Consider the following 23898-nt stretch of genomic DNA (forward strand, 5'->3'; position numbering starts at 1 on the left):
CTGCCCCTTCTTATTCCCCGGAGATTAGCTTCGTCCGGCCTGTTTTGCCTGTTTCGTGAATTTCTTCACGACGCGATCACGCTTCAGTTTTGACAGATAGTCAATGAACAGCTTGCCGTTCAGGTGATCAAGCTCATGCTGAATGCAGGTCGCCAAAAGGCCATCGGCCTTGATTTCCCGCTCAGCTCCCTCCCGGTTCAGAAACTGGATTGTCACTTCGGCCGGTCGCTCGACATCCTCAAAAAACTCAGGGATCGAGAGGCAACCTTCCTGATAGACCGACAATTCCTCGCTGGACCAGACGATTTTCGGGTTGATGAACACCATCGGTTCTTTCGGCGCGTCTTCCTTGGCGACATCGAGCACGAAGATGCGTTTTAAAATTCCAATCTGACTGGCAGCAAGGCCGATGCCAGGGGCCTCATACATTGTTTCCAGCATGTCGTCAGCAAGCGCACGGGCATCATCATCGACAGTATCGATGGGAGCGCAGATCTCGCGCAGGACCGGATCCGGAATGGTGATAATAGGGCGTATCGTCATGCGACTGACATAGGCAATCACGCCGCGCCGGTCAACGCGGAATTCCGCTGCTTCCCAACCGTTTTCAACGTACTTCGACAGGCGGCTGGATGGGCCTGTCCACCGAATCGTTCTATGTTTGTTTCATGAATGAGATCCTGTTTGAGTTTGGCGGACGTCCCGTCACGGTTCTTGAAACCGCGATCACGGGTGGTTTGCTGCTGCTGACGCTTATTGTCTGGCTGGTTCTGAAAACCATGCGTGAAATCCGTTTGCGTGCAGAGGCCGACACAGCCTCGGCCGAACGCATCCACGAACTTGAAAGCCACTTGTCTCAATTGCTGAAAAGCCAGGGCGAGATGACCGGTCGCATGCAGACGATGGCTGAAGTCTTCGGTTCCAGGCAATCGGACATGATGCGCGCCGTCAACGAACGGCTCGACGGCATGGGTCACAAGCTTGGACTTTCCATGGCCGATACCAGCAAGCAGACGCAGGAAGGTCTGCGTCACGTGCACGAGCGGCTGGCCGTCATCGACCGCGCCCAGCGGACGATTACCGATCTGTCCGGTCAGGTTGGGCAATTGCAGGCGATTTTGTCCAATAAGCAGACGCGAGGTGCCTTTGGGCAAGGCCGGATGGAAGCCATCATTCAGGACCAGATGGCACCCAGTACCTATTCGTTTCAGGCAACTCTTTCCAACAACAGCCGTCCGGACTGTTTGATCCACATGCCGAACGGGGCACCTTCCCTTGCCGTTGACGCCAAGTTCCCGCTGGAGGCATTCAATCTGCTCCGGAATGCAGAAAGCGACGATCAGCTCAAATATGCACAAGCCCAGTTCCGACGGGATTTTTCAAAACATATTCAGGATATCGGCGAGAAATATCTTTTACCGGGAGAAACTCAGGATACAGCGTTTCTGTTCGTGCCTTCGGAAAGCGTCTTCGCGGAACTGAACGAAGGCTTTGAGGATCTCGTCCAGAAATCGCACCGGGCACGAGTGGTGATCGTTTCACCGTCATTGCTCATGTTGTCGATCCAGGTCATACAATCGGTCCTGCGAGATGCCAAGATGCGGGAACAAGCTCACCTCATTCAAGCGGAAGTTGGGCACCTGATTGCCGATGTCAGCAGATTGAACGACAGGGTTGGCAAGCTGCAGTCCCACTTTGCGCAGGCGAACAAGGACATCGATCAGATCCTTATTTCAACCGACAAGATCTCCAAGCGCAGCCGCAAGATTGAGGACCTGGAGCTTGGGGAGCTTGAAGGAAAGGGACAGGAGGAGGCCGCGTCCGAGCCTCAGATGGCGCTAACGCCCAAGTAATGACGGCTTGCTTCAGGTGTTTACCTGCCAACCTTGAAACGTAAACTGGTCCAACTTCAGCACGACGCCTGAACCCGGTTTTTGATAGCACTAGCCCGATTTCAACGCGGCTCATCATGTTTCATCATAGGAGTGTTCCATGCCCAACGCAGTGACGATGGATGTTTCCCAAACCGAGCCGCCGACCACTTTTTCACCACCTCAACAAGCGCTCTGGTGGTTGAAGAAAGGAACGCTGAAGCTGGGCCCTGAATGGGAAAAGGCGCATGAAATCTGTCAGGCCTCGGAAGGGGAAGCCGCGCATGACTGGATCCATGGTCTGTGCCACCTGATCGAAAACGATCCTGGAAATGCAGCCTACTGGTTTCGCCGCGCCGGCCGGCCAAACAGCACAAACGACATTGCTGTACTATGGCAAGAAATTGCGGAAACGATCTGATCTGGCGCTGAACATGGGTCGTTCCAAACAGCTTATGCGGACCTCACGGGCGGCAAGCGGCGAGCGCGCGTGATTGCTCCCCATTCGGTGTCGGCAATCCTCTTGATGGCCAGATCCAGGGGTTCATGCGAAACTGTCATGGTGTTTCCGTTTGCGTGCAGCAACACGTTAGGGCGGGTCACAATGCCAACGTGGCCGCGCCAGAATATCAGGTCCCCGCGCCGGAATGCCGAGGGATCTTCGTGAGGGATCTCCTCACCGACCTCATCTTCCTGCATGTCACTGTCTCGTGGAATGTCGATACCGGCCGCTTGCGCCGCCAGCTGGACCAATGCCGAGCAATCAAGTCCCAGACTTGTCCGGCCACCCCAAAGATATGGTGTGCCCAGAAACTCCTCAGCAACAGCCACCCAGTCGTGATCCCGCGCTTCAAGCGAAACCAGATGCTTTGCAACGACCGCAGACCCATCGCTCAAGAGCGCGTAGTTCAGTCCCCGCGTCTCAGTCTCGTCGACGACAGTAACCAGAGACCCCATAGACAAAAATCCGAGCTGGGGAAACTTCAGATCGGGACCCGGGTAGCGGAAAGTGCGCAAGGCGCGGACGCGATGCGTTGCCGCTCTAATTGGACCAATACCATCGGATGAAAACCAGCCGACATACCCGTCGGTGTCCAATTGCCCCCAGGCCCAGCCCTCGGCCGTTTGCTCGAACACTGTTACCCATTCGCCGCATAGGGCCTCGGTGTCGATCGAGAGGTCGAACCTGGGATCTGCCCGCAAGGCCAGACGGTCCGCCATTACTTGAAAGATCTCTCCTTCGATGAAACGGCTAACCTGCACACGCCCCTCATAGTCAATTGAGGCAAGGTCAGGCCGGACAGGATGTCGACGGCGATCAAGGGTCTCATTCATGGTTTCTCAACACGAGCCAGATTTCAAAATTCAGCGAGGCAGTTCCTGGGCCTTTTCAACCACAAGATCTCCAAGCTGCTCCAAATAAAGCGCGCCTTCAACCGTACGGGTGATAATAACATTGCGTTTGTCGGCTTCGTCCCGTTTCCGCGAGAGAAGGCGCATGCTCCCCAGCGTGTCGAGTGCACGCGTGATGGCCGGTTTTGTGACGTTCAGTTTCGCGGCAAGTCCCCGTACCGTATGTGGCGGCGGTTCCAGATAGACGGTGAGCAATATCGTCATCTGGCGCGCAGACAAATCCTGTTCGCTGTCGCGAACCAGCGCCAGATTGACTTCATGCAGCAATTTCAGCGCCTGTGACGCTCGAATATCGACAGCCATGGATCAATGGTTCCATCCCGTTTTCTTAGCGATAAGAGCACAAAAACGTTTCGGAGCCGTTATTTTACAGATGCGAACTTTTCGGTGATCAGGTCGAACAAACACCTGATGCCCTGAGCCTCGCCACCCGCTGGTCTTCCTGGTTTTTCCATCGGCGTCCAACCGTAAATGTCGAAATGGATCCAGCTTTCGGTGTTTTCGACAAAGCGTGACAGGAACAGAGCTGCGGTGATCGAACCGGCAAAGCCTGTTCCAACCGTGTTTATGTGATTGATGTCGGCGATCTTGCTGTCGAGATACTTAAGGTAGGGCTTCCAGAGCGGAAGGCGCCACAATGGGTCGCTGGCAGCTTCCGAGAAGACCGCCACATCCTCGGCGAGTTCCTCATCGTCGGTGAAATAAGGTGGCAAATCCGGACCGAGGGCCACGCGTGCAGCCCCCGTCAACGTTGCCATATCGACAAGCAGGTCGGGCTTGTCTTCATCTGCCAGGGTAAGCGCGTCACCGAGCACCAACCGGCCCTCAGCGTCCGTATTGCCGATTTCAACCGAGAGGCCTTTTCGACTTTGCAGAATGTCGCCGGGCCGGAAGGCCGAACCAGAGACCGCATTTTCAACACAGGGGATTATCACCCGAAGCCTCACAGGCAGCTTAGCACCCATGATCATGGATGCCAGCCCGAGCACATTCGCCCCGCCGCCCATGTCCTTTTTCATAAGGCTCATTGAAGAGCCGGGTTTCAGGTTCAATCCACCCGTGTCGAAAATCACGCCTTTGCCAACAAGCGTAATTTTGGGATCATCATCCCGACCCCAGCTGAAATCGGCAAGACGGGGAGCCCGTGAACTGGCCCGGCCGACGGCATGTACCATCGGAAAGCCTTCCTCAAGAAGATCGTCACCGATGACAACCCTTCCGCTTCCACCATGCGCCTCAAAAAGGTCCGCTGTTGCCTTTGCAAGTTCCTCGGGACCAAGATCGTTTGCCGGTGTGTTGATCAGATCTCGGGTCAGTTGAACACCATCAAGGATGGTTCCGATTCGTTCCAGATCGACAGCATCGGGAACTGCGAGGCGACGTTCATTGGTATCCTTGCTGCGGTACCGAGCAAAGGAATAGCTGGAAAGCGCAAACCCGAGAGCTGCCTGTTCGGGATCCGGAAAGTCATCCTCCAGATGGTAATCTCCCGCGGGAAGAGTTTTTGCGAGACTTCCCAGCGCCAGGGCATGCGGCAACCCCTCTTCCAGTACGCCAAACAATACAGCAGCAAAACCGCCATTTTGGGACGGAACAAGCAGGACGGTAGATACCTTTCCACTGTAATCGTTGGCTTCGCACCAGGCTCGGGCCGGGTCCCCCAACTCGGCCAGAATACCAGGCAGGCTTTGCTCTGTGACCGCGATGAGGGGAGTAGAAGTTTTAACTTCGCTATTGCGAACGAGGCACTGGCGCACGTCTGGCACTCCGAAATTAGAGACAGGTCTTCAACCACAAGACCTAGGACGATGAGGACGCGGGTGCAACATCATGCCAGGCAGGACCAGCATTTTCGCATTTCGCAATGCCGCTTAACCATCCATTAGGGTTAATTATCTATTTCTCATAGGGAAACGAGAATGCTGCGGACAACAAGGATGTTGAAGATGCACGCGCCCAGAACCGGATCCGTGAAACGACGCTCACGCCTGAATGCCACGCTGATGGCGATGACCGCGGTTGTGCTGCTTGCAGGATGCGCATCCAACAAGTCCAACACAGGCACGCACTCCCCTGCCAACGGCGGTCACTATACGACACCTGGCTCAAGTTCCGCGCGGGCTGCCGTTTCCAAATGGTCGCAAGCCTATGAGAAGGACCGGAAAAACCGGGCCGCAATTCTTGGGTATTCCAATGCCCTCAGCCAGAATGGTCAAATGCCGCAGGCAATGGCGGTGTTGCGCGGTGGTGTGATAGCCCACCCGAAGGATCGTGAAATCGCATCTGCATATGGAAAAGTTCTGGCCATGAACGGTCGGTTCAGTGAAGCACTCAATGTGCTGCAAGGTGCACAGCAACCGGCAACACCGGACTGGAAACTGATGTCTGCACAGGCGGCCATACTTGATCAGACCGGCGAGCACGCAAAGGCGCGCAGCCTTTACAAGCAGGCATTGAAGATCGCACCCGATGATCCGACCTTGCTCAACAATCTCGGACTTTCCTATCTGCTTTCCAATGAGCTGCCGGATGCGGAATATACGCTGCGCCGTGCCTCGACCCTGCCGGGTGCAGATAGCCGCGTTCGTCAGAACCTGGCGTTGGTGCTTGGTATTCAGGGAAAATACGACGAAGCCATCCAAGTCGCTCAGGCAGAACTGGACCCGCGGCAGGCACAGGCCAACATCGCTTATCTTCAGGAAATGATGAAAAAGCGACAGGGTTAAAGCCGAGAACCTTTTACTTCCAAGTGTGAAACCTAAGCCTGAAACGGGCGTCCTATATTGGGCGCCTGTTCTGCCTTTAGGACCTAGCAAACAACGATAGATCCAACAGACCCGCATCGTTCGGCTTGCAAATCAGGACTGCCCATCCAACACCTGTGTCGAATGGCGGCATTTCTCAACATTGCGAGAGAGAGCCAGGAACGTTGTACTCAGTTCAACAACACAAAGAAGGCGCGCTCCAACTCTGATGGAACGCGCCTCGCAGGAGTGCTTTCAGTCAAAGGCTTGGCACCTATTCGGAGAAGGTCTCTATAACCTGGATCACAGCTGGTCCCATGATGATGAGGAACAGGACCGGCAGGAAGAACATGATCATCGGAACCGTGAGCTTCGGCGGCAGGGACGCAGCTTTTTGCTCAGCCAACTGCATCCGCTGTTCGCGTGTGTCGTCTGCCATGGTGCGCAGTGCGGTGCCAATCGGTGTACCGTAACGTTCGGCCTGAATAAGTGCCATCATCACGTTTTTCACACCGTCTACACCAGTCCTCTTGGCAAGGTTTTCATACGCAATGCGGCGGTCACTCAAATAGGAGAGTTCCGCAGTCGTGAGTGTCAGTTCCTCCGCCAGCTCAACGGACTGGACGCCGACTTCCTCGGCAACACGCCTGAAGCCCTCTTCAATAGACATGCCGGATTCAACACAGATCAGCATCAAGTCGAGCGCGTCTGGCCAGGCACGTTGGATCACCAGTTTACGTTTATCGATCTTGTTTTTGAGATAAATGTTGGGCGCAAACGCTCCAACGCCGGCAAAGGCGATACAAAAACAAAGTTTTGAGAATGCCGGTAATGTGTCCGGCATGACCACGAAAGCATAGAAGGTCGCAAACACGAAGATGACGAGCGGCAACGCAATTCGAGCCGTCAGGAAGTAATAGAGAGGTGCTGAGCCGCGATAACCCGCCATTCTGAGGTTCTGGATCGTGTTCTCATCTGAGAGCATTTCTTTCAGATTCAGGCGGTCAACCAAGCTCTTCATCTGCGCCTTCGGCTGGTTGCGCAATGCCGCTTTCGCATCACCTTGATTTGCCTGAAGACGGGCACGCTCGCGCGCTCGCATCTGATCTCGCTCCAGTGCAACCGACTTCATGCGCGACTTCAAAGTGTCGCGTGACAGGAGCGGCATCACGAGAGAGAAAATCGTACCGGTGACTGCGATCATCGCAAGGACAGCGGCGGCAAATTGGGTCGAAACGATTGTATCAAGATCCATGTCGCCGCCCCTAGAAATCGAAGTTGATCATCTGCCGCATGACCATGATGCCCGTGAACATCCATATCAGGCCGCCGGCAATGATGATGTTGCCTGTCGTAGTTTCAAAAAGGATCATCACGTAACTGGGTGCGATGAAATAGATGATGCCGCCGACAAAAAAGGGCAAAGAACCGATGATCGCAGCAGAAGATTTCGCTTCCGCACTGAGAGCCTTGATTTTCCGCTTCATCGCCTTTCGGCCACGCAGAACCCTGGACAGGTTGCTGAGTGCTTCCGCCAGTCCGCCACCAGCCTTTTGCTGGATCGCCACCACGATGGCGAAGAAATTCGCTTCCGCAACAGGCACGCGATCCGGCAATCTGCCAACCGCATCGCCGAGCGAAATACCCATCACCTGCGTTTCCGTAATCTTTCGGAATTCTGTTGCAACTGGCTCGCGTGCTTCCCGTGCCACAACTTTGATGCAGTCACTCAATGGAAGACCCGCTTTCACACCGCGGACAATGATGTCCACGCCGTTCGGCAGTTCATCGAGAAATGCATTGAACCGACGCTTGCGTTTGTTGCCGATATACCAACGCGGGAAGCCGAGCAGTCCGGCAAAGGCAAACGCAATCCCGATCCATAGGTTCCCTGAGGCAATTAGAGAAACCACGAAGAAAATCAGACTTGAGATTATGCTGAAGATGATGAAATGCTTCATTTCCCAGCTTAAGCCAGCCTGCTCTATCAGGACTTTGAGAGAAACTTTTTTCTGTTTGTCCTGTTTGGACTTCTGGCGTTCTTCAAAGTCTTTCAGCTGATCCTGAATGGATCTCTTTCGCCGATCCGTGTCGCGCAACTGATTACGCTGGTTTTCGTTTTGCGGTCGTGCGGCCACAGCTTCGATACGCTGATCGCGCTTCTTGCTGCCGGAAAGCGTTGGCTGAAAAAGACTATAAATGATCCCGCCAACCGCAAACATGACAAGCAGTGCAACGGCGATACCGGTGACTTCGGGCGTAAGAAATTCTTCAAGTCCAGACATAGACAGTATTCCGTTACCTATTCGGGCACTTCCGCCGCATCCAGCGCCTGAGCCAAACGACTTTCCTCGCCAAAGTACCTGGCGCGTTCCCAGAATTTCGGGCGACCGATTCCAGTTGAACGGTGACGACCGATTATGTTGCCGTTCGGATCCTCACCGATCATGTCGTAAAGGAAGACATCCTGAGTGGTGATGATGTCCCCTTCCATGCCCATAACTTCGGTCACATGGGTAATACGGCGAGAGCCGTCTCGCAGGCGAGCTGCCTGAACAACAACGTCGATCGACGAAACAATCATTTCCCGCAAAGTTCGGGACGGGAGTGAGAAGCCACCCATGGTGATCATCGATTCAAGCCTCGACAGAGCCTCACGCGGTGAGTTGGCGTGCAATGTACCCATTGAACCGTCGTGACCAGTGTTCATGGCCTGCAAGAGGTCGAACGCCTCTGGGCCACGAACCTCACCCACGATGATGCGTTCAGGGCGCATACGCAGACAGTTCTTTACAAGATCGCGCATTGTGATCTCGCCCTCACCTTCAAGGTTTGGCGGACGCGTTTCCAGACGAACAACGTGAGGCTGCTGCAGCTGCAATTCCGCGGAATCTTCGCAAGTGATAATGCGCTCTGTGTTTTCGATATACGCAGTCAGACAGTTCAACAGGGTGGTTTTACCAGACCCCGTACCACCTGAAATCAAGACGTTACATCGCGACCGTCCAATGATTTGCAGGATCGTGGAGCCTTCCGGCGTAATTGACCCGAATTTGGTCAGCTGATCCAGAGTGAGCTTGTCCCGCTTGAACTTACGAATGGTGAGTGCAGGTCCATCGATTGCCAGCGGCGGGGCAATAACGTTGACACGAGAACCATCAGGCAGACGGGCGTCACAGATCGGACTTGAATCATCCACGCGGCGGCCAACCTGGCTCACGATCCGCTGACAGATGTTCATCAGCTGCGCATTGTCGCGGAACGAAACACCGGTCTGTTCCACCTTACCTTGCGTTTCGATGTAGACGGTCTGAGCGCCGTTGACCATGATATCGGCGATGTCGTCACGCGCCAGGAGCGGTTCAAGCGGTCCATAGCCCAGAACATCGTTACATATGTCTTCCAGCAGATCTTCCTGCTCGGAAATCGACATGACTACGTTTTTCAGCGCGATGATGTCATTTACAACATCTCGAATTTCGTCGCGCGCATCTTCCGCATCCAGCCTGGCCAGCTGAGACAGGTCGATCGCCTCTACCAAAGCATTGAATATTTGCGCCTTGGTTTCGTAGTACTCGCTATTTTTCTTCCGCGCTTGCGGTGCCGGTTGAGCGGGTTCTGGCGGCGGAGGCGGTGGGGCCGCTGCTACCGGCTTGGCGGCCGGCTCAGGCTGGACCTGTCGCGGCGCAGGTTCTTCTGCTCTAACGGTTTCTTGCGCCGGAACAGGTGTTTCCTGCAACCCTGGCACACCTGCCGGGCGGAGGGTCTGAGGTCCAGACGATGAACTGCCACGTCTTCCAAACATAACGAACTATCTGCTCCGTCGAAAACCGGTTATCCGGCCTTGCGTTTCAGTTTTGACAACAAACCGCCGAGGCTTGAGCGCGACGATTTGCTGGGCTGGGCCTTGCCGGACACCGACTGCGCAAGGTCCTCGAACATCTGTGCAATTGCATGCTTGTTGTCCATTTCACCGATCATCTGCCCGTTATTGGCCGCAGTACCGAACAGTTGCGGCTCGAACGGGATGGATGCCTGAACCTGAAGTCCCAGCGCACTGGCAAACTCCTCGGGCTTGATTTCCGGTCGCTTCGGAACGTTGACCTTGTTCATGATTAGGTGCGGTGGCCGATCATTGGGCCGCAGTTGTTTCAGCATGTCGACTGTGTTCTTAGCATTGCGCAGATTTGCAAGATCCGGCTCCGCGACCAGAACTATTTCGTCAACACTCAGAAGCGTTTCCTTGACCCATGCGTTCCAAACGTGTGGTACGTCAAGTACGACGAGCGGAACGCTTGACTTCATTGTTTCCAATAACGGCTCGAAAGCCTTTTCGCTCTGATCATACGTGCGCTCAAGTGTTGCCGGTGCAGCAAGAAGGCTCAGGTGATCGCTGCATTTGGACAAGATGCGATCAAGGAAGGTCTCATCCAAGCGTTCAGGCGAAGAGACCGCCTCAAAAACTCCCTGCAACGGGTCCTGGTTGTAATCGAGACCCGCTGTGCCAAAGGGCAAATCCAGATCTGTCACAACAACTTCAGTCTGGAAACTGCGGGCAAGCGACCAGGCGCCGTTATGGGCAACGGTCGAGGAGCCGCATCCACCTTTCACACCAAAAAAGGCGATCGTTCTTCCCAGCGGCTCTGCTTCCGGATCGGCATAGAGGTTGCCGATCGATCCAATCAGCTGAAATACGCTTACCGGTGCAATGAGATATTCGCTCACTCCCCTTGAAATGAGCTCGCGATAAAGCGTGACATCGTTCACGTCACCGATCACGATCACCTTCGTCCCCGCATCGCAGAACTCAGCGAGATGGTCGAGATTGGTCAGCAGTTCCTCACGCTGACCTATTGTTTCGACAATGATCAGATTGGGCGTCGGCGCTTGCTCGAACGTTGAAATTGCTGCCGGAATTCCGCCAGAATCAAGTTTCAGATGCGCCTTGGACATACGCCGATCTTCCATCGCAGCTTCCGCAACCCGCATGGTGGCATCACTGAGACAGAAGGCGTGGACGGTTATCCGGGGTATGGCACCTATTTGCATGCCTTCTTCATTTACCGTTTGCTGCTGTTCGAACGGCGTTGACGCAGCCTCGAGATATCCGGCCATATCGTTGAAATCCTGATTAGCGCTCATACTTTCACCTATTCGGAAACAGAAGCTCCGACACCTTCTTCAAATTCAGATGCAGTCTTCTTGCCTTCGCGGTAGTTCTCAAAGACAACAGCTCGGCGCGCCTGATCAGAAGGTGTCGATGCTCTTGGCGTGATCAGGTCAGACGGATTGTCGACCATCACTGCCAGGTTCGCCTGGGATGCACAGCCAAAATTTTCGTAGTCAGTGTTTTCACCGATACCGCCGCCGATGTTTCTCGGCCAGGCGCCACATTTTCCAGCTGTTGCCTGCATTCGCGCGTAAGAAAGTCGAATTGGTGCATCCGCAGAAGGGTCCTGTACAGCATAAGTGCGTGTACTGATCTTTGACCGGCTCAATCCACCGTTTTGCAGGGCTTTCCGGATGCTGGGCGTCACAGCATGAACTGCGACGTCGTTTGCACCACCTGAAGGCACCAGAATTTCGACAACACCATTGCCTTTGTTACGGGATTCCACCGCAAAAGCAGAAATCGTGTGTTCGATTGGGCCGTAGAGATTTCGTGTGTTTCGACCGATCGGAAGATCGAGGGTTTCCGGCTCCTCGGTGATCACAATTGGGTGGCGCAGACGATAATCGTTGGATGCCAAAAGGCCGTCCGGATTTTGTGACTGGCTCTGGCAACCCGCGATCGTCAAACAACCGAGGAAGACAAGAACAGGATTTGATACGGTTGCAAACCGGACTTTCGTTTGTGTACTCATCCGTCCGTCCTCACTTGTAGATGAAGCCGACCTGGCCGTGATACGTGCCGGCCACGTCACCAGTCGGGTTGTAGATTTTGTTCAACCGGTTCAAGAAAATCGTCTCTGCATCGGACGCAGGTATAAGGTTCTTGTCTGGGCGCACCATTTTGCTCGCAGCCACAGGACGAACCACATAGGGAGTTACGAAAACCGCCAACTCGGTTTGATCCCGCAAAAAGTCACGGCTTTTGAAAAGCGCACCGAGAATCGGAATTTGCATCAAACCCGGCACCCCCTCGACAGCTTGCGAGTAAGTTTCCTTAAGCAAGCCCGCCATAACCAGAGTTCCACCTGATGGCAGTTCCATGGTCGATTCAGCGCGCCGAACTTTCAGTGCGGAAATTGTGATGCCGCCTGCGGAGACAGCTCCTTCGTTGCTGAGTTCGCTGACTTCGGTTTTGACGCGAAGACTAATTCTGCCGCCAGAGAGAACAACGGGGGTAAAATCGAGGCCCACACCGAACTTCTTGAATTCTACCGAGATTTCACCGTCGTCCTGCGAAATCGGGATCGGGAATTCACCGCCTGCCAGAAAGCTTGCGTTCTCGCCGGAGATTGCCGTCAACGTAGGTTCTGCTAGCGTCCGAATGACGCCTTCACGCTGAAGCATTTGAACCTGGGCCGTGATATTGCTCGACCCACTAATGAACTGTGTCCCGCCCGTGGCCTGGTTGACGATAGAAGGGTTGACGGTAAAGTTTGGAAGGCTCGAAAAGAACGGGGCGAAATTTCCGGTTCCAACGGAACCGGAAAATTGAACTCCGAGCTGCTTGATGATGGTGCGTTCGACTTCGGCAACCGTCACCTTCAAGTGGACCTGATCCTTGCCTTCAACCGCAATGAGATTGACTACTTCAGTAGCGGAGCTAGCACCTTGAAACTTTGTCGCAATATCAGCCGCCTGTTGGGCTTCTAGAGTGCTCTTTGCCGAACCGCTCAGAATCACATTTCCATTCACTGATTCTGCGGAGATCTTGCTCCCGGGGATAAGCTTTTGAATGATCCGGGTTAGATCGGAGGTATCTTTTTCAACACGAATATTGAAGCTTGCGAGTTCGCGACCGCTGCGGCTGAAGAGAACCAGTCTTGATTGTCCCGCCGTGTTGCCGATTACGAAAATCCTGCGTGGTGTTCTGAGAACCGCATCCGCAATTTCCGGATTGGACACCAGAACATCAGCAGCATCTTCTGCAAGATTGACGACAACGGAGCGTCCGACACCTACATTCAGAATGCGTCCGCTTGCTCTTTCGCCCGCCGCGATATGGACCTGGCTCGGAAAGTTCCCTTCGGCCAGCGACGCACTTGCCGGCATCGCAACCGAAGCTCCCAACAGCAATGCTGCCGCTGCAAATTTGACTATCTGCTTTTTCATTGCGCCCCTCACACTGGACGTTCTGTTGTGACCGGGTTTCATTGCGCACCTGCCTGGCTTGTTACGCCATATTTCACGTAGCTTACGCCTCGGCGCCTGGAATTGTCCGCTTCCGCATCATCTGCCGAATCTTGGGCACTCCGCAGCGCCAGATCGATCGTTCCGACTTGCTGCGACTGCGTTATGATTTCCGACTCAGATAGAGTTAGTTCGAGAGTCGCAGTCTTCTTTGGCGAAAGGTTTTTCTGATCCTGTTCGCCAGCAGTTGTGCTGTCGATTGCCAGAACCCTGATATTTTCGAGGATAGTCTCACTCAGAGCACCGCCAGAATCCGATGATCGCGTCAGAATGACGTCTACTTTGTCACCTGGTAAAATGAACCCGCCTGCAGTGGTTTCAGCCTCCACGCTGACAGCGATTGCTCTCTTTCCTTTCGGAAGGATCGCTGCCATGAAACCTTTATCCGTATTGATCAGTCTTTCGGGGCGCACAGGTTCTCCAGCGAAAATCGGCACTCGTGCGATTCGCCCCTGATATTCGTTGTCGGCAGAAGGATTCGATTTTTCGGTGACGGCCCCGAGCGGTATCGCGTCTTCCGGCCAAGCTGCCCACGAAAGATCTTCTTCCGTTAGTTTTCCGCCCAGGCTTATGTCTTTTGCGGCGACCAGAACCTTGGAGTTCTTTTCTGAAACAGGCTCTTGAACGATTTGCGGTTCACTATCGCCACCAGAGGACATGACCAAACGGAAAGCGATGAAGCCGGCAACCACAGCGATTGCCAAAACAAATATGCGTGCCAGTTTCATGACCAATACCCAAAAATTCACTGCGCATTTGCGCTACCTCGCGTAGTGTGCGGGTGAATTGGTCAAAACATGGTTAACCAGATCTGCATGTTTTTGGTTAATTTCCGTTAACTTTACTAAATAACTTATTAAAAGAGTGCATTTTGCACTTCAAAAGCCAAAAATCACGCATGATTTTCACTTGCGAAATTCTCGAAAAACTAATTTGAAGAAGAAAATTGCGGATCAGAAGGATCTGATTCTCTTAGCCGATCAGCTTGAACCATGCTGTGTGCGAATAGATCTGCAGACCAGCGATCGCAATCGCAACACCGTAAGGGATACCGCTTTTGCTATCATGCAAACGCGCAAACCAATCCTGCTGAAAAAGAACAGTCGGCACGATCAGTTTTTGTCGCATCAGCAACATTCCGACGGTCAAGACCATTCCATATATGGCAACAAGTACTGCAAACGCGGCGAGTTCAGGTGTGAATCCGATCCAGAGTGCAATGGCACTAATGAACTTCACGTCACCACCACCCATCCAGTTGAATGCAAAAAACACAAAACAAGGGACGAAAAACACAGCCATTCCTAGTGCGTGCAAACCCCAAGCCTGCATAGGTAGCCCTGTCGCAAGCGCCAGGATGCAAAATCCGGCGACAAGCAAAATAGCAACACGGTTCCGGATCGTCATTGTCAACAGATCCGAGATACCTCCAAAGGCAACCAACATCGGGAAAATCACTAGAACAGCTGCTTGGATCATATCGAACCCATTAGTACAGTTTTTTCATCGGACCAAAGATCCCAGACATTCGTTAAGAACGCGCAAAGGGCGGATCAAATGAAAAACGGGCGGAAAACCGCCCGTTTCACGTTTCAAGACGTCGACGCCATGAGCGCCGTTCCGATCCATTACTTGATGGCGGTGTCTGCAGTCTTCAGAGTTGTCGAGATAGACGTGAAGATAGCGGACAGAGACGTACCGGTTGCAGTCACAGCAGCAAGAATGATGATGGACAGCAGGCCAGCGATCAGGCCGTATTCGATTGCAGTTGCGCCAGATTCGTCTTTTGCGAAACGGTTGATAAGAGATTTCATGTGTTTGCTCCAAGTACCACTTAGTTGACAGCTTCAAAAGCCCGCCGGATCTTTTGTTAGTCCGATCGGACATAAGCTCACCCTAGGACAGAGAGCTTTCCAACCAGTTAAATTTGACACCTATCTTTGCGATAGTCGCCACAAATACATCTATAGTTAATAATGGGTATAGATAAAAAACAGTTAATTCAAAATATGAATCATTTAATATTCAAATTCTTCTGGATACTTATTTAGTAAAAATCACAGTTTACTTTATAATCAACATCTGAGGGGTTGTCGTATTTATTTTCACAGAATAACGTCTCAAAATAATTCAAATAAATTTCCGTAATCTCATTCTACAAGATTTGCACGACGGGAGTGATTGCTGTCCACTTTATAACCGACGGTGTTCTTTTCTTGTTCAAATGGAGGCGAAACACGCAGGCAATTCTGTAATTCCGGCGCCGTTAGCAGATCGTTCACCACGTTTGCTGCATCATATCGCGAGAAAAGCCCGATATGGAGTACCCATAGGCATGTTTAAAAAGCTGATCAAATGGACGAGCGTGTTCACGCTTGTGTTTCAAGCTGGCGTCGCAATCGCCCAAGATGGGCCGGTCATGGTCACCGTCGACCGTGCAAAGGTATTCCGGATAGATGATGGCGCGTCTGCCGTTATTGTTGGAAATCCCTTTATAGCCGATGTCTCAATGTTTGACCAAAACACTGTCGTCATTACCGGCAAGAGCTACGGCACAACGAACCTCGTTATTCTCGACGAGAACAACAAGCCGATCGTTGATGAAATCATTACGGTTCGCGCGTCTGAAGAGGGTGTCGTATCCGTTTACAAAAAGTCTTCTCGCGTGACGCTGTCCTGCAGCCCAACCTGCGAACCGACGCTTCGACTCGGGGACAACAACGACGCGTTCAAGGAAACCGCCGAACAAGCAACCGCCCGCAACGAACTTGCCGTCCAGGCGGCCGGTGGCGGGTCTTAAGCTTTGACCTTGGAGTCTTAGAAACATGCGTTTGAGCAAAAGAAATACCATGCCACGTTTTCGGCGACGTTTCTTTTCTATCCGCAAAGACGAAAGCGGTGCGACAGCGATCGAATTCAGTCTCGTCGCAATCCCGTTCTTTTTGCTCTTGTTCGGAATTGTCGAAGTCGGGCTCATTCACATGGTGAACCGGATGCTGGACAATGCGGTTATCGAAGCATCGAGAATGATCAGGACCGGCCAAGCACAAACCTCAGGTTTCGGCGCTGACGACTTCGAAGGTGAAATCTGCAACGCACTACCAGCATTCCTTTGCAGCACGGAACGTATCGTTGTTGTAGTTGACAATATCGCAAGTTTTTCGGCGACATCGGATATCAATATGTATGATGGCGACGGCAATCTGGTAGAAGACTCCAGTTATGTAGACGATGCCAATAAATCCGGAGCAATCGTCTTCGTGAGTGTTGTTTACCGTTGGCCCATGATTACATCCCTGCTGTCGCTCAACTTGGCTGACCACGGCACCGAACGTCATCTCACATCAACATTGGTGTTTCGAAATGAACCTTGGGAATAGCAGGGCCTCCCGTAGGCCCAAGGCCTCGTCAACGATTGTCGCCATCTGGCGTCGGCTTCAGGCCGACACCCGTGCTGTTTCTGCAGTGGAGTTTGCACTTATCCTGCCGTTGATGCTGATTATTCTTATCGGCATGGAGGAGGCGACAGGTGCCCTGAATCAAGACCGCAAGGTCAGCCGAATCGCCAACTCCGTTACCGATCTAGTTGCCCAGGCACAAACTGTCGACAAGAACGATCTCCAGGGAATAATGGATCTTGGCGAAAAGATCTTGACCCCCTACCCTGCAACTACTCTCGGTATCACCATTGCGAGCGTAACATTCGATGGAGATGGTGATGCCTCCGTCGATTGGAGCTACAACAACGCTGATGGCACCCCCTGGGCGAAGGGAGCTGTGCCTCCGATAACACTTCCGGGCACTGTCGCCGTGGCGAACACTTCCATAGTCGTCGGTCAGGTGAGCCTGACTTATACGCCGACCTTCGCTGGCATCTTCACCGAAGTTTTTGAACGTGATTCGGCCATAGACCTAGGCGATATTTATTATCTTAGACCGCGCCTGACCAACACCGTTGCCTGCTCTGATTGCTGACAACTGACAAATTTGGAATGGCGTGAAGGGCAGCGGGGTCAAATCACTCAACGCACTTGTTTCGTCATACAATCCCGCTACTCTCCCGCAGGATGTTGCGTCGCAATACGCAAATTGAACTCGGGAATATTGGTCGATGGCGACAAACAAGACGTATGAACAGATCGAGATAGGCGACACAGCGGAGATCGTCCGGGAGTGCTCTTCCAACGATCTTTTGGTTTTTGCCCACGCCTCAGGAAATCGCAATCCAATTCATCTGCCCGACACCGACTGGACCGGAGACGGCAAGATCGACAAACCGATGGCACCGGCCATGTGGGTCGGAGGTCTCGCGTCTGCGGTACTTGGCAACATTCTGCCCGGCCCCGGCAGCGTCTATAAGGCCCAGTCCTTCCGCTTCCTGGGTCGAGCAGCTGTAGGCGACAAACTGACCGTCAAGGTGACTGCCACCGAGAAACGGCCTGACAATATTGTCCTCTTTGACATGTCTGTGACCCGTGAAGACGGCGTCAGGCTAGTTGAAGGTATTTCTGAAGTCCGCGCCCCGACAGAAACAATTGAATTCGACGCCAGCGAAATTCCTGCGCTTCTTGTCCAGCGACATCGCCACTTCAATCGGATGATTGAGTTGGCCAAAACCCTGCCGGCCATGCCGACGGCGGTTGCTGCACCAGATGATCCGAACTCTCTGGAGGGTGCCCTCCTGGCTGCCAGGGAGGGATTGATCGTTCCCGTCTTAATCGGGGCAAGAGACCGGATCGAAAGCGCCGCAAGCGAATTGAATGAGGACATCAGCCAGTTTGAGCTGATTGATATCGAGGATGAATCGGAAGCAGCTGGACGTGCGGTTGCAATGGTTCATGAAGGACGTGTCAAAGCGGTCATGAAGGGCCACCTTCACACCGATCACCTGCTGAAACATGTGGTCAAACGCGATGGAGGCCTCAGAACCAAACGACGGATCAGCCATGTCTTTGTCATGGATATTCCCGGTCGCAAAACGCCGGTGCTGATTTCGGACGCGGCGATCAACATTTCACCCGACCTCAACACCAAGGTCGACATCACGCAAAACGCGATTGATGCCGCCCGGTCGCTGGGTCTGGACACGCCGCGCGTCGGCATCTTGTCCGCGATCGAGACCGTTAATCCCGCCATTCCTTCTAGCCTTGATGCGGCGATTCTTTCGAAGATGGCCGAGCGGGGCCAAATCAGCGGAGCAGTTGTGGACGGTCCTCTGGCAATGGACAACGCAATCGATGTCCAGGCAGCACGGACAAAGGGAATTACCTCGCTGGTTGCCGGGCATGCGGAAGTCCTGATCGTGCCCAACCTTGAATCCGGCAACATGCTGGCTAAAGAACTCACTTTCATCGCTCACGCAGAAGCAGCAGGCCTCGTCATAGGCGCGAAGGTTCCGGTCATGCTGACAAGCCGCGCGGATGACGGCCGCGCCCGCCTCGCCTCATGCGCGTTGGCAATGCTTTATGTGCATTGGCAGAAGAGCGGTGTTCCAGCCGGAATACTCGACCGCGAGGAAGAGTGAGCGTGGCCCCGGTTATCCTCGTCCTGAATTCCGGTTCCTCCTCAATCAAATTTTCGCTCTATTCCGCAACGATTGAGCAGCTCAAAGGACAGATCTCGGGGTTGGGTGCCGAACCACATCTTGCGCTGGTATCTCAGGCCTCCGGTCTGACGATTGATCGCGCCCTAGAAGGCGAAGAAGGAAGAACCAACAGGACGGCGCTGGCTGCGCTTTTACCGGTTCTTGAACAGGAACTCGGAGGTCTTCCGGTTGACGCCGTTGGCCACCGGGTTGTCCATGGCGGCGTTTCTCACACGAGACCTTTAACGATAACCGACACGGTTCTTCGTGATCTCAAGGAACTCGAACCCCTGGCGCCGCTGCATCAGCCTCACAATCTTGCCGGGATAGAGGCCGCGCGCGCTGCATTCCCGGACGCTTTGCAGACGGCTTGCTTTGACACCGCCTTCCACCGCAAGCATCCCTGGGTCAACGATACATTCGCTCTTCCCAGATCTCTTTATGATGAAGGTGTCCGCCGGTACGGCTTCCACGGGCTTTCCTACGAATTCATCTGCAGTTATCTGCAGGAGACGCGACCGGAGGTTTTCCAAGGCAAGGTCGTCGTCGCTCATTTGGGAAACGGCGCTTCCATGTGCGCCATCCGCAATGGCCAAAGCATCGGTTCGACGATGGGCTTTACGGCATTGGACGGGTTGCCGATGGGCACTCGATGCGGACAGCTCGACCCAGGTGTCGTTCTTTATCTTTTGACTACAAAAGGCATGAGCGCCGACGCGGTCTCAGATCTGCTCTACAGGAATTCCGGTCTTAAGGGCCTATCCGGCATCAGCCAGGACATGCGCAGTTTAAGCGAAAGCACCGATCCGCGCGCCGCAGAGGCAATCGATTATTTCGTATTTCGCATTCGGCGTGAACTTGGCGCCATGGCCGCGGTTCTGAATGGCCTGGACACGCTCGTATTCACCGGTGGTATCGGCGAAAACGCTGCGCTCATCCGGCAACGGGTCTGTGCTGAGCAGGATTGGCTTGGATTGTCGATTGACGAGGCCCGGAACACAGCGCGGGAAGAAGATATTTCCGCCGCCAATTCTCAGACCAAGGTGCTGGTCATTCCAACCAATGAAGAAGAAATGATCCGTCGGCACACGGAAACACTCCTGTACGCCGACGCTTCAACGCGCTGAATTCCGAGAAATTCCAAAACCTATCGGCCAGACGGTTCGAGCACGCCTGCAAAGGCATCTTCGTAAGTGCGCACAACCGGGCGATAATCAGCATGAACAACCGGTTCGAAGCCACCCGGCAGATCGGGTTCAATGGCCAGATAAGCGCCTGGGTCCTCTCGCCGCATATCCATGAGCCCGGCTCTCAATCGGCGTTTCAGCACATCCGGCAGACCTTTTCCCAGACTGTGAGCAGAATAGGGTATGGGGGGCGAGCGCCAGACAATCTCAAGATCCTTAAATCCACGCCCACCGCTCACGTAATAGTCGTTGAGCGTTCCGGCCGTGTATCCGTTTTTTGCCTCTCCCGCCAAGGTCGACCAGGCAAGAGCCGCCTGGACCCGGCCATCCAGTAACGCGCGGATCCCGTCGACGGGATCCTGAACTTCTACCAGCGTGCTGAAATGCGATTTAACGTCGACACCGTCGGCCGCAAGATTTGCCAAGGGAACGCGGTAGCCAGTCGAACTGTTTCTGCCACCAACGGCAAGGCGGACACCTTTCAGGCCCGCAAGCGATATTTTCGCATCGCCACGCTTACCGACAAGGATGGCATAAAAACGCGCCGGGAAGTCATCCGGCCCAGCGGTGACCAAAGGTTCGATGCAACTGCAAAGCCTGTATGCTGCCGCATAGGCGGAGGGTGACAGGCGTGCGTAGTCAATGCGCCCTTCAGCTATCGCTTCCACGGCATCGCCCATTGTATCCATTAAAAAGAGATCAACCGGCAAGTCGGCAATATCTTCAAGTGCAAGCCGAAACGGCTCAACTCTATCCCTGGCGTTTTCGTCTGCGGCAACCACTACACCAAGACGAAGCCGATCCGGCAATTCGGTACTTTCCTGGGCAAGTGTTGAACCGGCGAAGACAATCAAAAAGAGAATGAGTGCAATAAACCCGGCGGCGTTTTCTGTCCGCGTCGCAATTCCGACATAACCTTCTGGGAGAAAACGCAAATTCTTATCTCACCTATCTTGTACCCTAAAAACGTTGACCGGATCAGCCCATGAATGACGTTATCACGACCGTGGTATTCGATATAGGAAATGTCCTGATCGAATGGAATCCTGAACATCTTTATCGTCGCCTCATTCCAGATACGGCGGAAAGAACGGATTTTCTCCAAAACGTTTGCAACATGAACTGGAACCTTCAACAGGACCTAGGACGCTCCTGGGCAGAGGCTGTTGATACGCTTTGTGTACTTCATCCGGACAAGGCAGATCTGATCGCAGCTTATTCAGATCGATGGCACGAGATGATACCTGGCGAAGTTGCCGGGACACGCCAGATCCTTCAGGAGCTTCAAGAAACGGACATCCCGCTTTTTGCGGTCACCAATTTTTCAAACGAAAAGTTTGCGGAGTGCCTGGTTCGCTTCCCGTTTCTTAAAACAAGTTTTGTCGACATCGTGGTTTCAGCAGAAGAACGCCTGATCAAACCGGATCCCAGGATCTATCAGGTTCTGTTTGAGCGAAATGACCTCAAGCCCGGTGCATGTTTTTTCATCGATGATTCCGAGGCCAATGTTGAGGCAGCCAGGAAAGTCGGGATGGAAGCGCATCATTTCCTGGAGGCCAGCACATTGCGGCAGGACCTCTGCAAACGTGGCTTGCTCGCAAACTAAAGCTTCCTTAGCCGGCAAATCCTTCAAGCACATTTACACAGTTCGTGCCCAGCGCGTCGACGGCATAACCACCCTCCATGACGAACAAGGTCGGCACACCGACTTTCTTCAACCGTTCGCCGAGGCGGGTGAAGTCATCGCTTTTGAAACGGAAACCGGAGATCGGATCGTTCTCATAACAATCCATGCCGAGCGAAACGATCATTGCGTCCGGCTTGTACACCAAAAGCCAGCGACACGCTTCTTCGAGTGCTGGAGTATAGCCGTCCCAGTCTGTGCCAAGCGGGAGCGGCCAATTGCGCGTGAAGCCCGTCCCGGCGTGTTCGCCCGTTTCGTCGGCATAACCGAGAAAATAAGGATATTCATCCTTCGGGTCAGCGTGAATGGACAAAAACAGGATGTCGGGCCGGTCATAGAAAAGCGCCTGCGTGCCGTTTCCATGATGATAGTCGACATCCAGAATAGCAATGCGATGCAATCCGTAGTCGCGCAGATACTGTGCTGCGATGGCCGCATTGTTGAGGAAACAATACCCGCCAAAAAAATCAAAACCGGCGTGGTGTCCAGGCGGCCGGCACAGTGCGAATGCGGATTGATCTCCTTCCAGGAGAAATTTTGACGCCGTCAGCGCCGTGTCGGCAGAGGCACGAGCCGCCTTGAAGGTATTTTCACCCAGCGGAGTTCCGGCGTCCATCGAATATCGGCCGAGCAATCCGTCAATGTGGTTCACCTTGATGTCCTGCCGGAGGCTTCTGATCGGCCATACAAACGGGAAGGCCTCGTTGGAGCGGCCCGCTGCCAGCCATTTGCTCCAGAACTCCTCCAAGAAGCCGACATATTCGGGAGAATGCACCCTTTGAAGGGGCCTGACCGGAAACTCTTCCGGTGAAACGATTTCGCCGACTTTCCGACTTTTAACGGTTTCAAGAACCATTTCGGCCCGGCTCGGAATCTCGACGGCGGGTTTCAATTCACCGTCAGAAATCTCCTGCTTTGGCGCGTGGGCAAGCTGGGTGTCTGAAAAAACGGTCTTCAAAAACTTCTCCCCAGTCCCGCTTTGGATTCACCCGCAGATCTTAGTCTATCTGATCTTACGAAAAACGGAATTCCGTCACATGACTATAAGTCTCTGTAGGCCGCAACAAAACATTTGTGAAGTTTGGTCTGTTGACACTGTCGGGCCAACGCTGCGCTTCCAGACACAGACCAGCATGTGGGCCGTAGAGTTTTCCACCCAGCCCAGGAACGGTAACATTCAACTTTCCGGCATCGTACAACTGAAGACCGGGTTCCGTGGTCCAGATTTCCATACGCCTACCACCCGCGCCGTCTTCCAATGCCGCAGCGAAAGCAACCTGGTCGCGCGATGCGTCCGCCAAGCAGAAATTATGATCGTAAAATGTGTCTTCTTCACCGGGTTTGCGTTTCAGTTTTCGGCCGTCCTGAAAATCAAACGCCGTCCAAGCAACGTTCCTGATCTCTCCCGTCGGGATCAGATCCTCATCCACGGGTAAATAGCTTTCTGCAGCAACTTCAAGCGTATGGTTCAGGATGGTGTTACTGCCATCCAGATTAAAATAGGCGTGCTGAGTCAGGTTGACCGGTGTCGTTTTGTCAGTCCTTGCCGTAATCTTGACGCGCAAGGCTCCAGAGCCGGTAAGCGTATACCGGACAAGCGCTTCGACACGACCCGGGTAGCCCATCTCACCGTCTTCAGAAACCAGCTTCAAGAGCACACTGGCCTTGTCGCTTTGCTCAATCTGCCAGACGCGGTTTGAGAACCCTTCAGAGCCACCGTGAAGGTGATTGCGGCCTCCATCATTGCAGTCCAACTGGTATTCGATTCCGTCAACGCTCATTTTTCCATCGGCGATGCGGTTGGCGCATCGCCCGGCGACTACCCCAAAATAGGGGGAATGATCCAGGTAGCTTTGCAAGTCATCAAAACCGAGCACAACCGTTTGCCCAGCCACTTTCAAGTCCCGGATAACCGCGCCCAGGGTCAGGATCGAAGCTTCCAAGACACCCTTCTTCAAGGTGATTTCCTGAACAACAGTTCCATCGGGAAGTGACCCGAATTCATTGATCATGCAATTCTCCGTAGACCCGTCTCGGGCGTGTTTTCCGAACACTT

Annotated in this window: 25 protein-coding genes; 9 read left to right on the plus strand and 16 right to left on the minus strand. The window is 53.6% G+C overall.

Features of this window, described 5'->3' with window-relative positions; all coding sequences use genetic code 11:
• Window positions 1-24: 24 nt before the first annotated feature.
• On the minus strand, window positions 25-543 hold the full coding sequence (gene def, locus Q0835_RS09255; RefSeq protein ID WP_298960526.1) for a peptide deformylase: 519 nt from the start codon (window positions 541-543) through the stop codon (window positions 25-27).
• An 89-nt stretch (window positions 544-632) separates the two neighbouring features.
• Between def and rmuC the strand changes: the two genes are divergently transcribed.
• Both rmuC and Q0835_RS09265 read left to right on the plus strand, forming a co-directional pair.
• Window positions 633-1853, plus strand: coding sequence for a DNA recombination protein RmuC (gene rmuC, locus Q0835_RS09260; protein WP_298822147.1), 1221 nt, complete (start codon window positions 633-635; stop codon window positions 1851-1853).
• 139 nt (window positions 1854-1992) lie between these two features.
• Window positions 1993-2292: a hypothetical protein gene (locus Q0835_RS09265; RefSeq protein WP_298960529.1), complete on the plus strand. Its 300-nt coding sequence runs from the start codon at window positions 1993-1995 to the stop codon at window positions 2290-2292.
• Between the two features lie 32 nt (window positions 2293-2324).
• Here the strand turns inward: Q0835_RS09265 and Q0835_RS09270 are convergent, their stop codons facing one another.
• Genes Q0835_RS09270 through Q0835_RS09280 form a run of 3 tightly spaced genes read right to left on the minus strand, consistent with a single transcriptional unit; the run spans window position 2325 to window position 5041 of the window.
• Entirely contained in the window at window positions 2325-3206 is an 882-nt protein-coding gene (locus tag Q0835_RS09270; protein WP_298960532.1) for an NlpC/P60 family protein, read from the minus strand.
• 30 nt (window positions 3207-3236) lie between these two features.
• A complete protein-coding gene (locus Q0835_RS09275; RefSeq protein ID WP_298822144.1) occupies window positions 3237-3587 on the minus strand; it encodes a MarR family transcriptional regulator in 351 nt (116 codons plus the stop codon).
• A gap of 59 nt (window positions 3588-3646) precedes the next feature.
• Entirely contained in the window at window positions 3647-5041 is a 1395-nt protein-coding gene (locus Q0835_RS09280) for a M17 family metallopeptidase (RefSeq protein WP_298960535.1), read from the minus strand.
• Window positions 5042-5203: 162 nt separating this feature from the next.
• Here Q0835_RS09280 and Q0835_RS09285 point away from each other — a divergent pair, with 162 nt between their 5' ends.
• Complete coding sequence (locus Q0835_RS09285; protein WP_298822142.1) at window positions 5204-6010, plus strand: tetratricopeptide repeat protein; 807 nt, start codon at window positions 5204-5206, stop codon at window positions 6008-6010.
• A gap of 292 nt (window positions 6011-6302) precedes the next feature.
• Here Q0835_RS09285 and Q0835_RS09290 read toward each other — a convergent pair whose 3' ends face one another.
• The 9 genes from Q0835_RS09290 to Q0835_RS09330 form a co-directional block, all read right to left on the minus strand.
• Window positions 6303-7283, minus strand: a complete 981-nt coding sequence (locus Q0835_RS09290; RefSeq protein ID WP_298822141.1) for a type II secretion system F family protein — start codon at window positions 7281-7283, stop codon at window positions 6303-6305.
• Between the two features lie 10 nt (window positions 7284-7293).
• Window positions 7294-8313 (minus strand): type II secretion system F family protein, encoded by a 1020-nt coding sequence (locus tag Q0835_RS09295; protein WP_298822140.1) that lies wholly within the window; start codon window positions 8311-8313, stop codon window positions 7294-7296.
• Window positions 8314-8330: 17 nt separating this feature from the next.
• Window positions 8331-9833, minus strand: coding sequence for a CpaF family protein (locus Q0835_RS09300; protein WP_298960538.1), 1503 nt, complete (start codon window positions 9831-9833; stop codon window positions 8331-8333).
• Between the two features lie 29 nt (window positions 9834-9862).
• A complete protein-coding gene (locus tag Q0835_RS09305; RefSeq protein ID WP_298960541.1) occupies window positions 9863-11170 on the minus strand; it encodes a CpaE family protein in 1308 nt (435 codons plus the stop codon).
• Window positions 11171-11178: 8 nt separating this feature from the next.
• Window positions 11179-11892, minus strand: a complete 714-nt coding sequence (locus tag Q0835_RS09310; RefSeq protein WP_298960544.1) for a CpaD family pilus assembly protein — start codon at window positions 11890-11892, stop codon at window positions 11179-11181.
• Between the two features lie 10 nt (window positions 11893-11902).
• Window positions 11903-13309 (minus strand): type II and III secretion system protein family protein, encoded by a 1407-nt coding sequence (locus Q0835_RS09315; RefSeq protein ID WP_298822135.1) that lies wholly within the window; start codon window positions 13307-13309, stop codon window positions 11903-11905.
• Between the two features lie 38 nt (window positions 13310-13347).
• Window positions 13348-14115 (minus strand): Flp pilus assembly protein CpaB, encoded by a 768-nt coding sequence (gene cpaB / locus Q0835_RS09320; RefSeq protein WP_298822134.1) that lies wholly within the window; start codon window positions 14113-14115, stop codon window positions 13348-13350.
• A gap of 244 nt (window positions 14116-14359) precedes the next feature.
• Window positions 14360-14866, minus strand: a complete 507-nt coding sequence (locus Q0835_RS09325; RefSeq protein WP_298960547.1) for a prepilin peptidase — start codon at window positions 14864-14866, stop codon at window positions 14360-14362.
• Window positions 14867-15015: 149 nt separating this feature from the next.
• Window positions 15016-15201 (minus strand): Flp family type IVb pilin, encoded by a 186-nt coding sequence (locus Q0835_RS09330; protein ID WP_298960549.1) that lies wholly within the window; start codon window positions 15199-15201, stop codon window positions 15016-15018.
• Window positions 15202-15722: 521 nt separating this feature from the next.
• Here Q0835_RS09330 and Q0835_RS09335 point away from each other — a divergent pair.
• From Q0835_RS09335 to Q0835_RS09355, 5 genes are all read left to right on the plus strand, one after another.
• Window positions 15723-16187, plus strand: a complete 465-nt coding sequence (locus Q0835_RS09335) for a pilus assembly protein N-terminal domain-containing protein (protein ID WP_298960551.1) — start codon at window positions 15723-15725, stop codon at window positions 16185-16187.
• A 49-nt stretch (window positions 16188-16236) separates the two neighbouring features.
• A complete protein-coding gene (locus Q0835_RS09340) occupies window positions 16237-16767 on the plus strand; it encodes a TadE/TadG family type IV pilus assembly protein (protein ID WP_298960553.1) in 531 nt (176 codons plus the stop codon).
• Window positions 16751-17362: a TadE/TadG family type IV pilus assembly protein gene (locus Q0835_RS09345; RefSeq protein ID WP_298960556.1), complete on the plus strand. Its 612-nt coding sequence runs from the start codon at window positions 16751-16753 to the stop codon at window positions 17360-17362. The genes Q0835_RS09340 and Q0835_RS09345 overlap by 17 nt, the downstream gene beginning before the upstream one ends.
• A 136-nt stretch (window positions 17363-17498) precedes the next feature.
• Window positions 17499-18911 carry a bifunctional enoyl-CoA hydratase/phosphate acetyltransferase gene (locus Q0835_RS09350; protein ID WP_298960559.1) on the plus strand — a complete coding sequence of 471 codons (1413 nt, stop codon included), beginning with the start codon at window positions 17499-17501 and terminating at the stop codon, window positions 18909-18911.
• A gap of 2 nt (window positions 18912-18913) precedes the next feature.
• Window positions 18914-20098 carry an acetate/propionate family kinase gene (locus Q0835_RS09355; RefSeq protein WP_298960561.1) on the plus strand — a complete coding sequence of 395 codons (1185 nt, stop codon included), beginning with the start codon at window positions 18914-18916 and terminating at the stop codon, window positions 20096-20098.
• Window positions 20099-20118: 20 nt separating this feature from the next.
• Here the strand turns inward: Q0835_RS09355 and Q0835_RS09360 are convergent, their stop codons facing one another.
• Window positions 20119-21093, minus strand: coding sequence for a PhnD/SsuA/transferrin family substrate-binding protein (locus Q0835_RS09360; RefSeq protein WP_298960564.1), 975 nt, complete (start codon window positions 21091-21093; stop codon window positions 20119-20121).
• A 50-nt stretch (window positions 21094-21143) separates the two neighbouring features.
• Here Q0835_RS09360 and Q0835_RS09365 point away from each other — a divergent pair, with 50 nt between their 5' ends.
• Window positions 21144-21764, plus strand: a complete 621-nt coding sequence (locus tag Q0835_RS09365; protein ID WP_298960566.1) for an HAD family phosphatase — start codon at window positions 21144-21146, stop codon at window positions 21762-21764.
• A gap of 7 nt (window positions 21765-21771) precedes the next feature.
• On the opposite strand, the gene Q0835_RS09370 is transcribed toward Q0835_RS09365, so the two are convergent.
• Both Q0835_RS09370 and Q0835_RS09375 read right to left on the minus strand, forming a co-directional pair.
• Entirely contained in the window at window positions 21772-22800 is a 1029-nt protein-coding gene (locus Q0835_RS09370; protein WP_298822126.1) for a histone deacetylase family protein, read from the minus strand.
• Window positions 22801-22855: 55 nt separating this feature from the next.
• The gene (locus tag Q0835_RS09375) at window positions 22856-23854 is read right to left on the minus strand and encodes an aldose epimerase family protein (RefSeq protein WP_298960569.1); all 999 of its coding nucleotides are present in this window, start codon (window positions 23852-23854) and stop codon (window positions 22856-22858) included.
• Between the last annotated feature and the right edge of the window lie 44 nt (window positions 23855-23898).

Origin of the sequence: uncultured Roseibium sp. (assembly GCF_947499295.1) — a bacterium.
Classification (GTDB): Bacteria; Pseudomonadota; Alphaproteobacteria; order Rhizobiales; family Stappiaceae; genus Roseibium.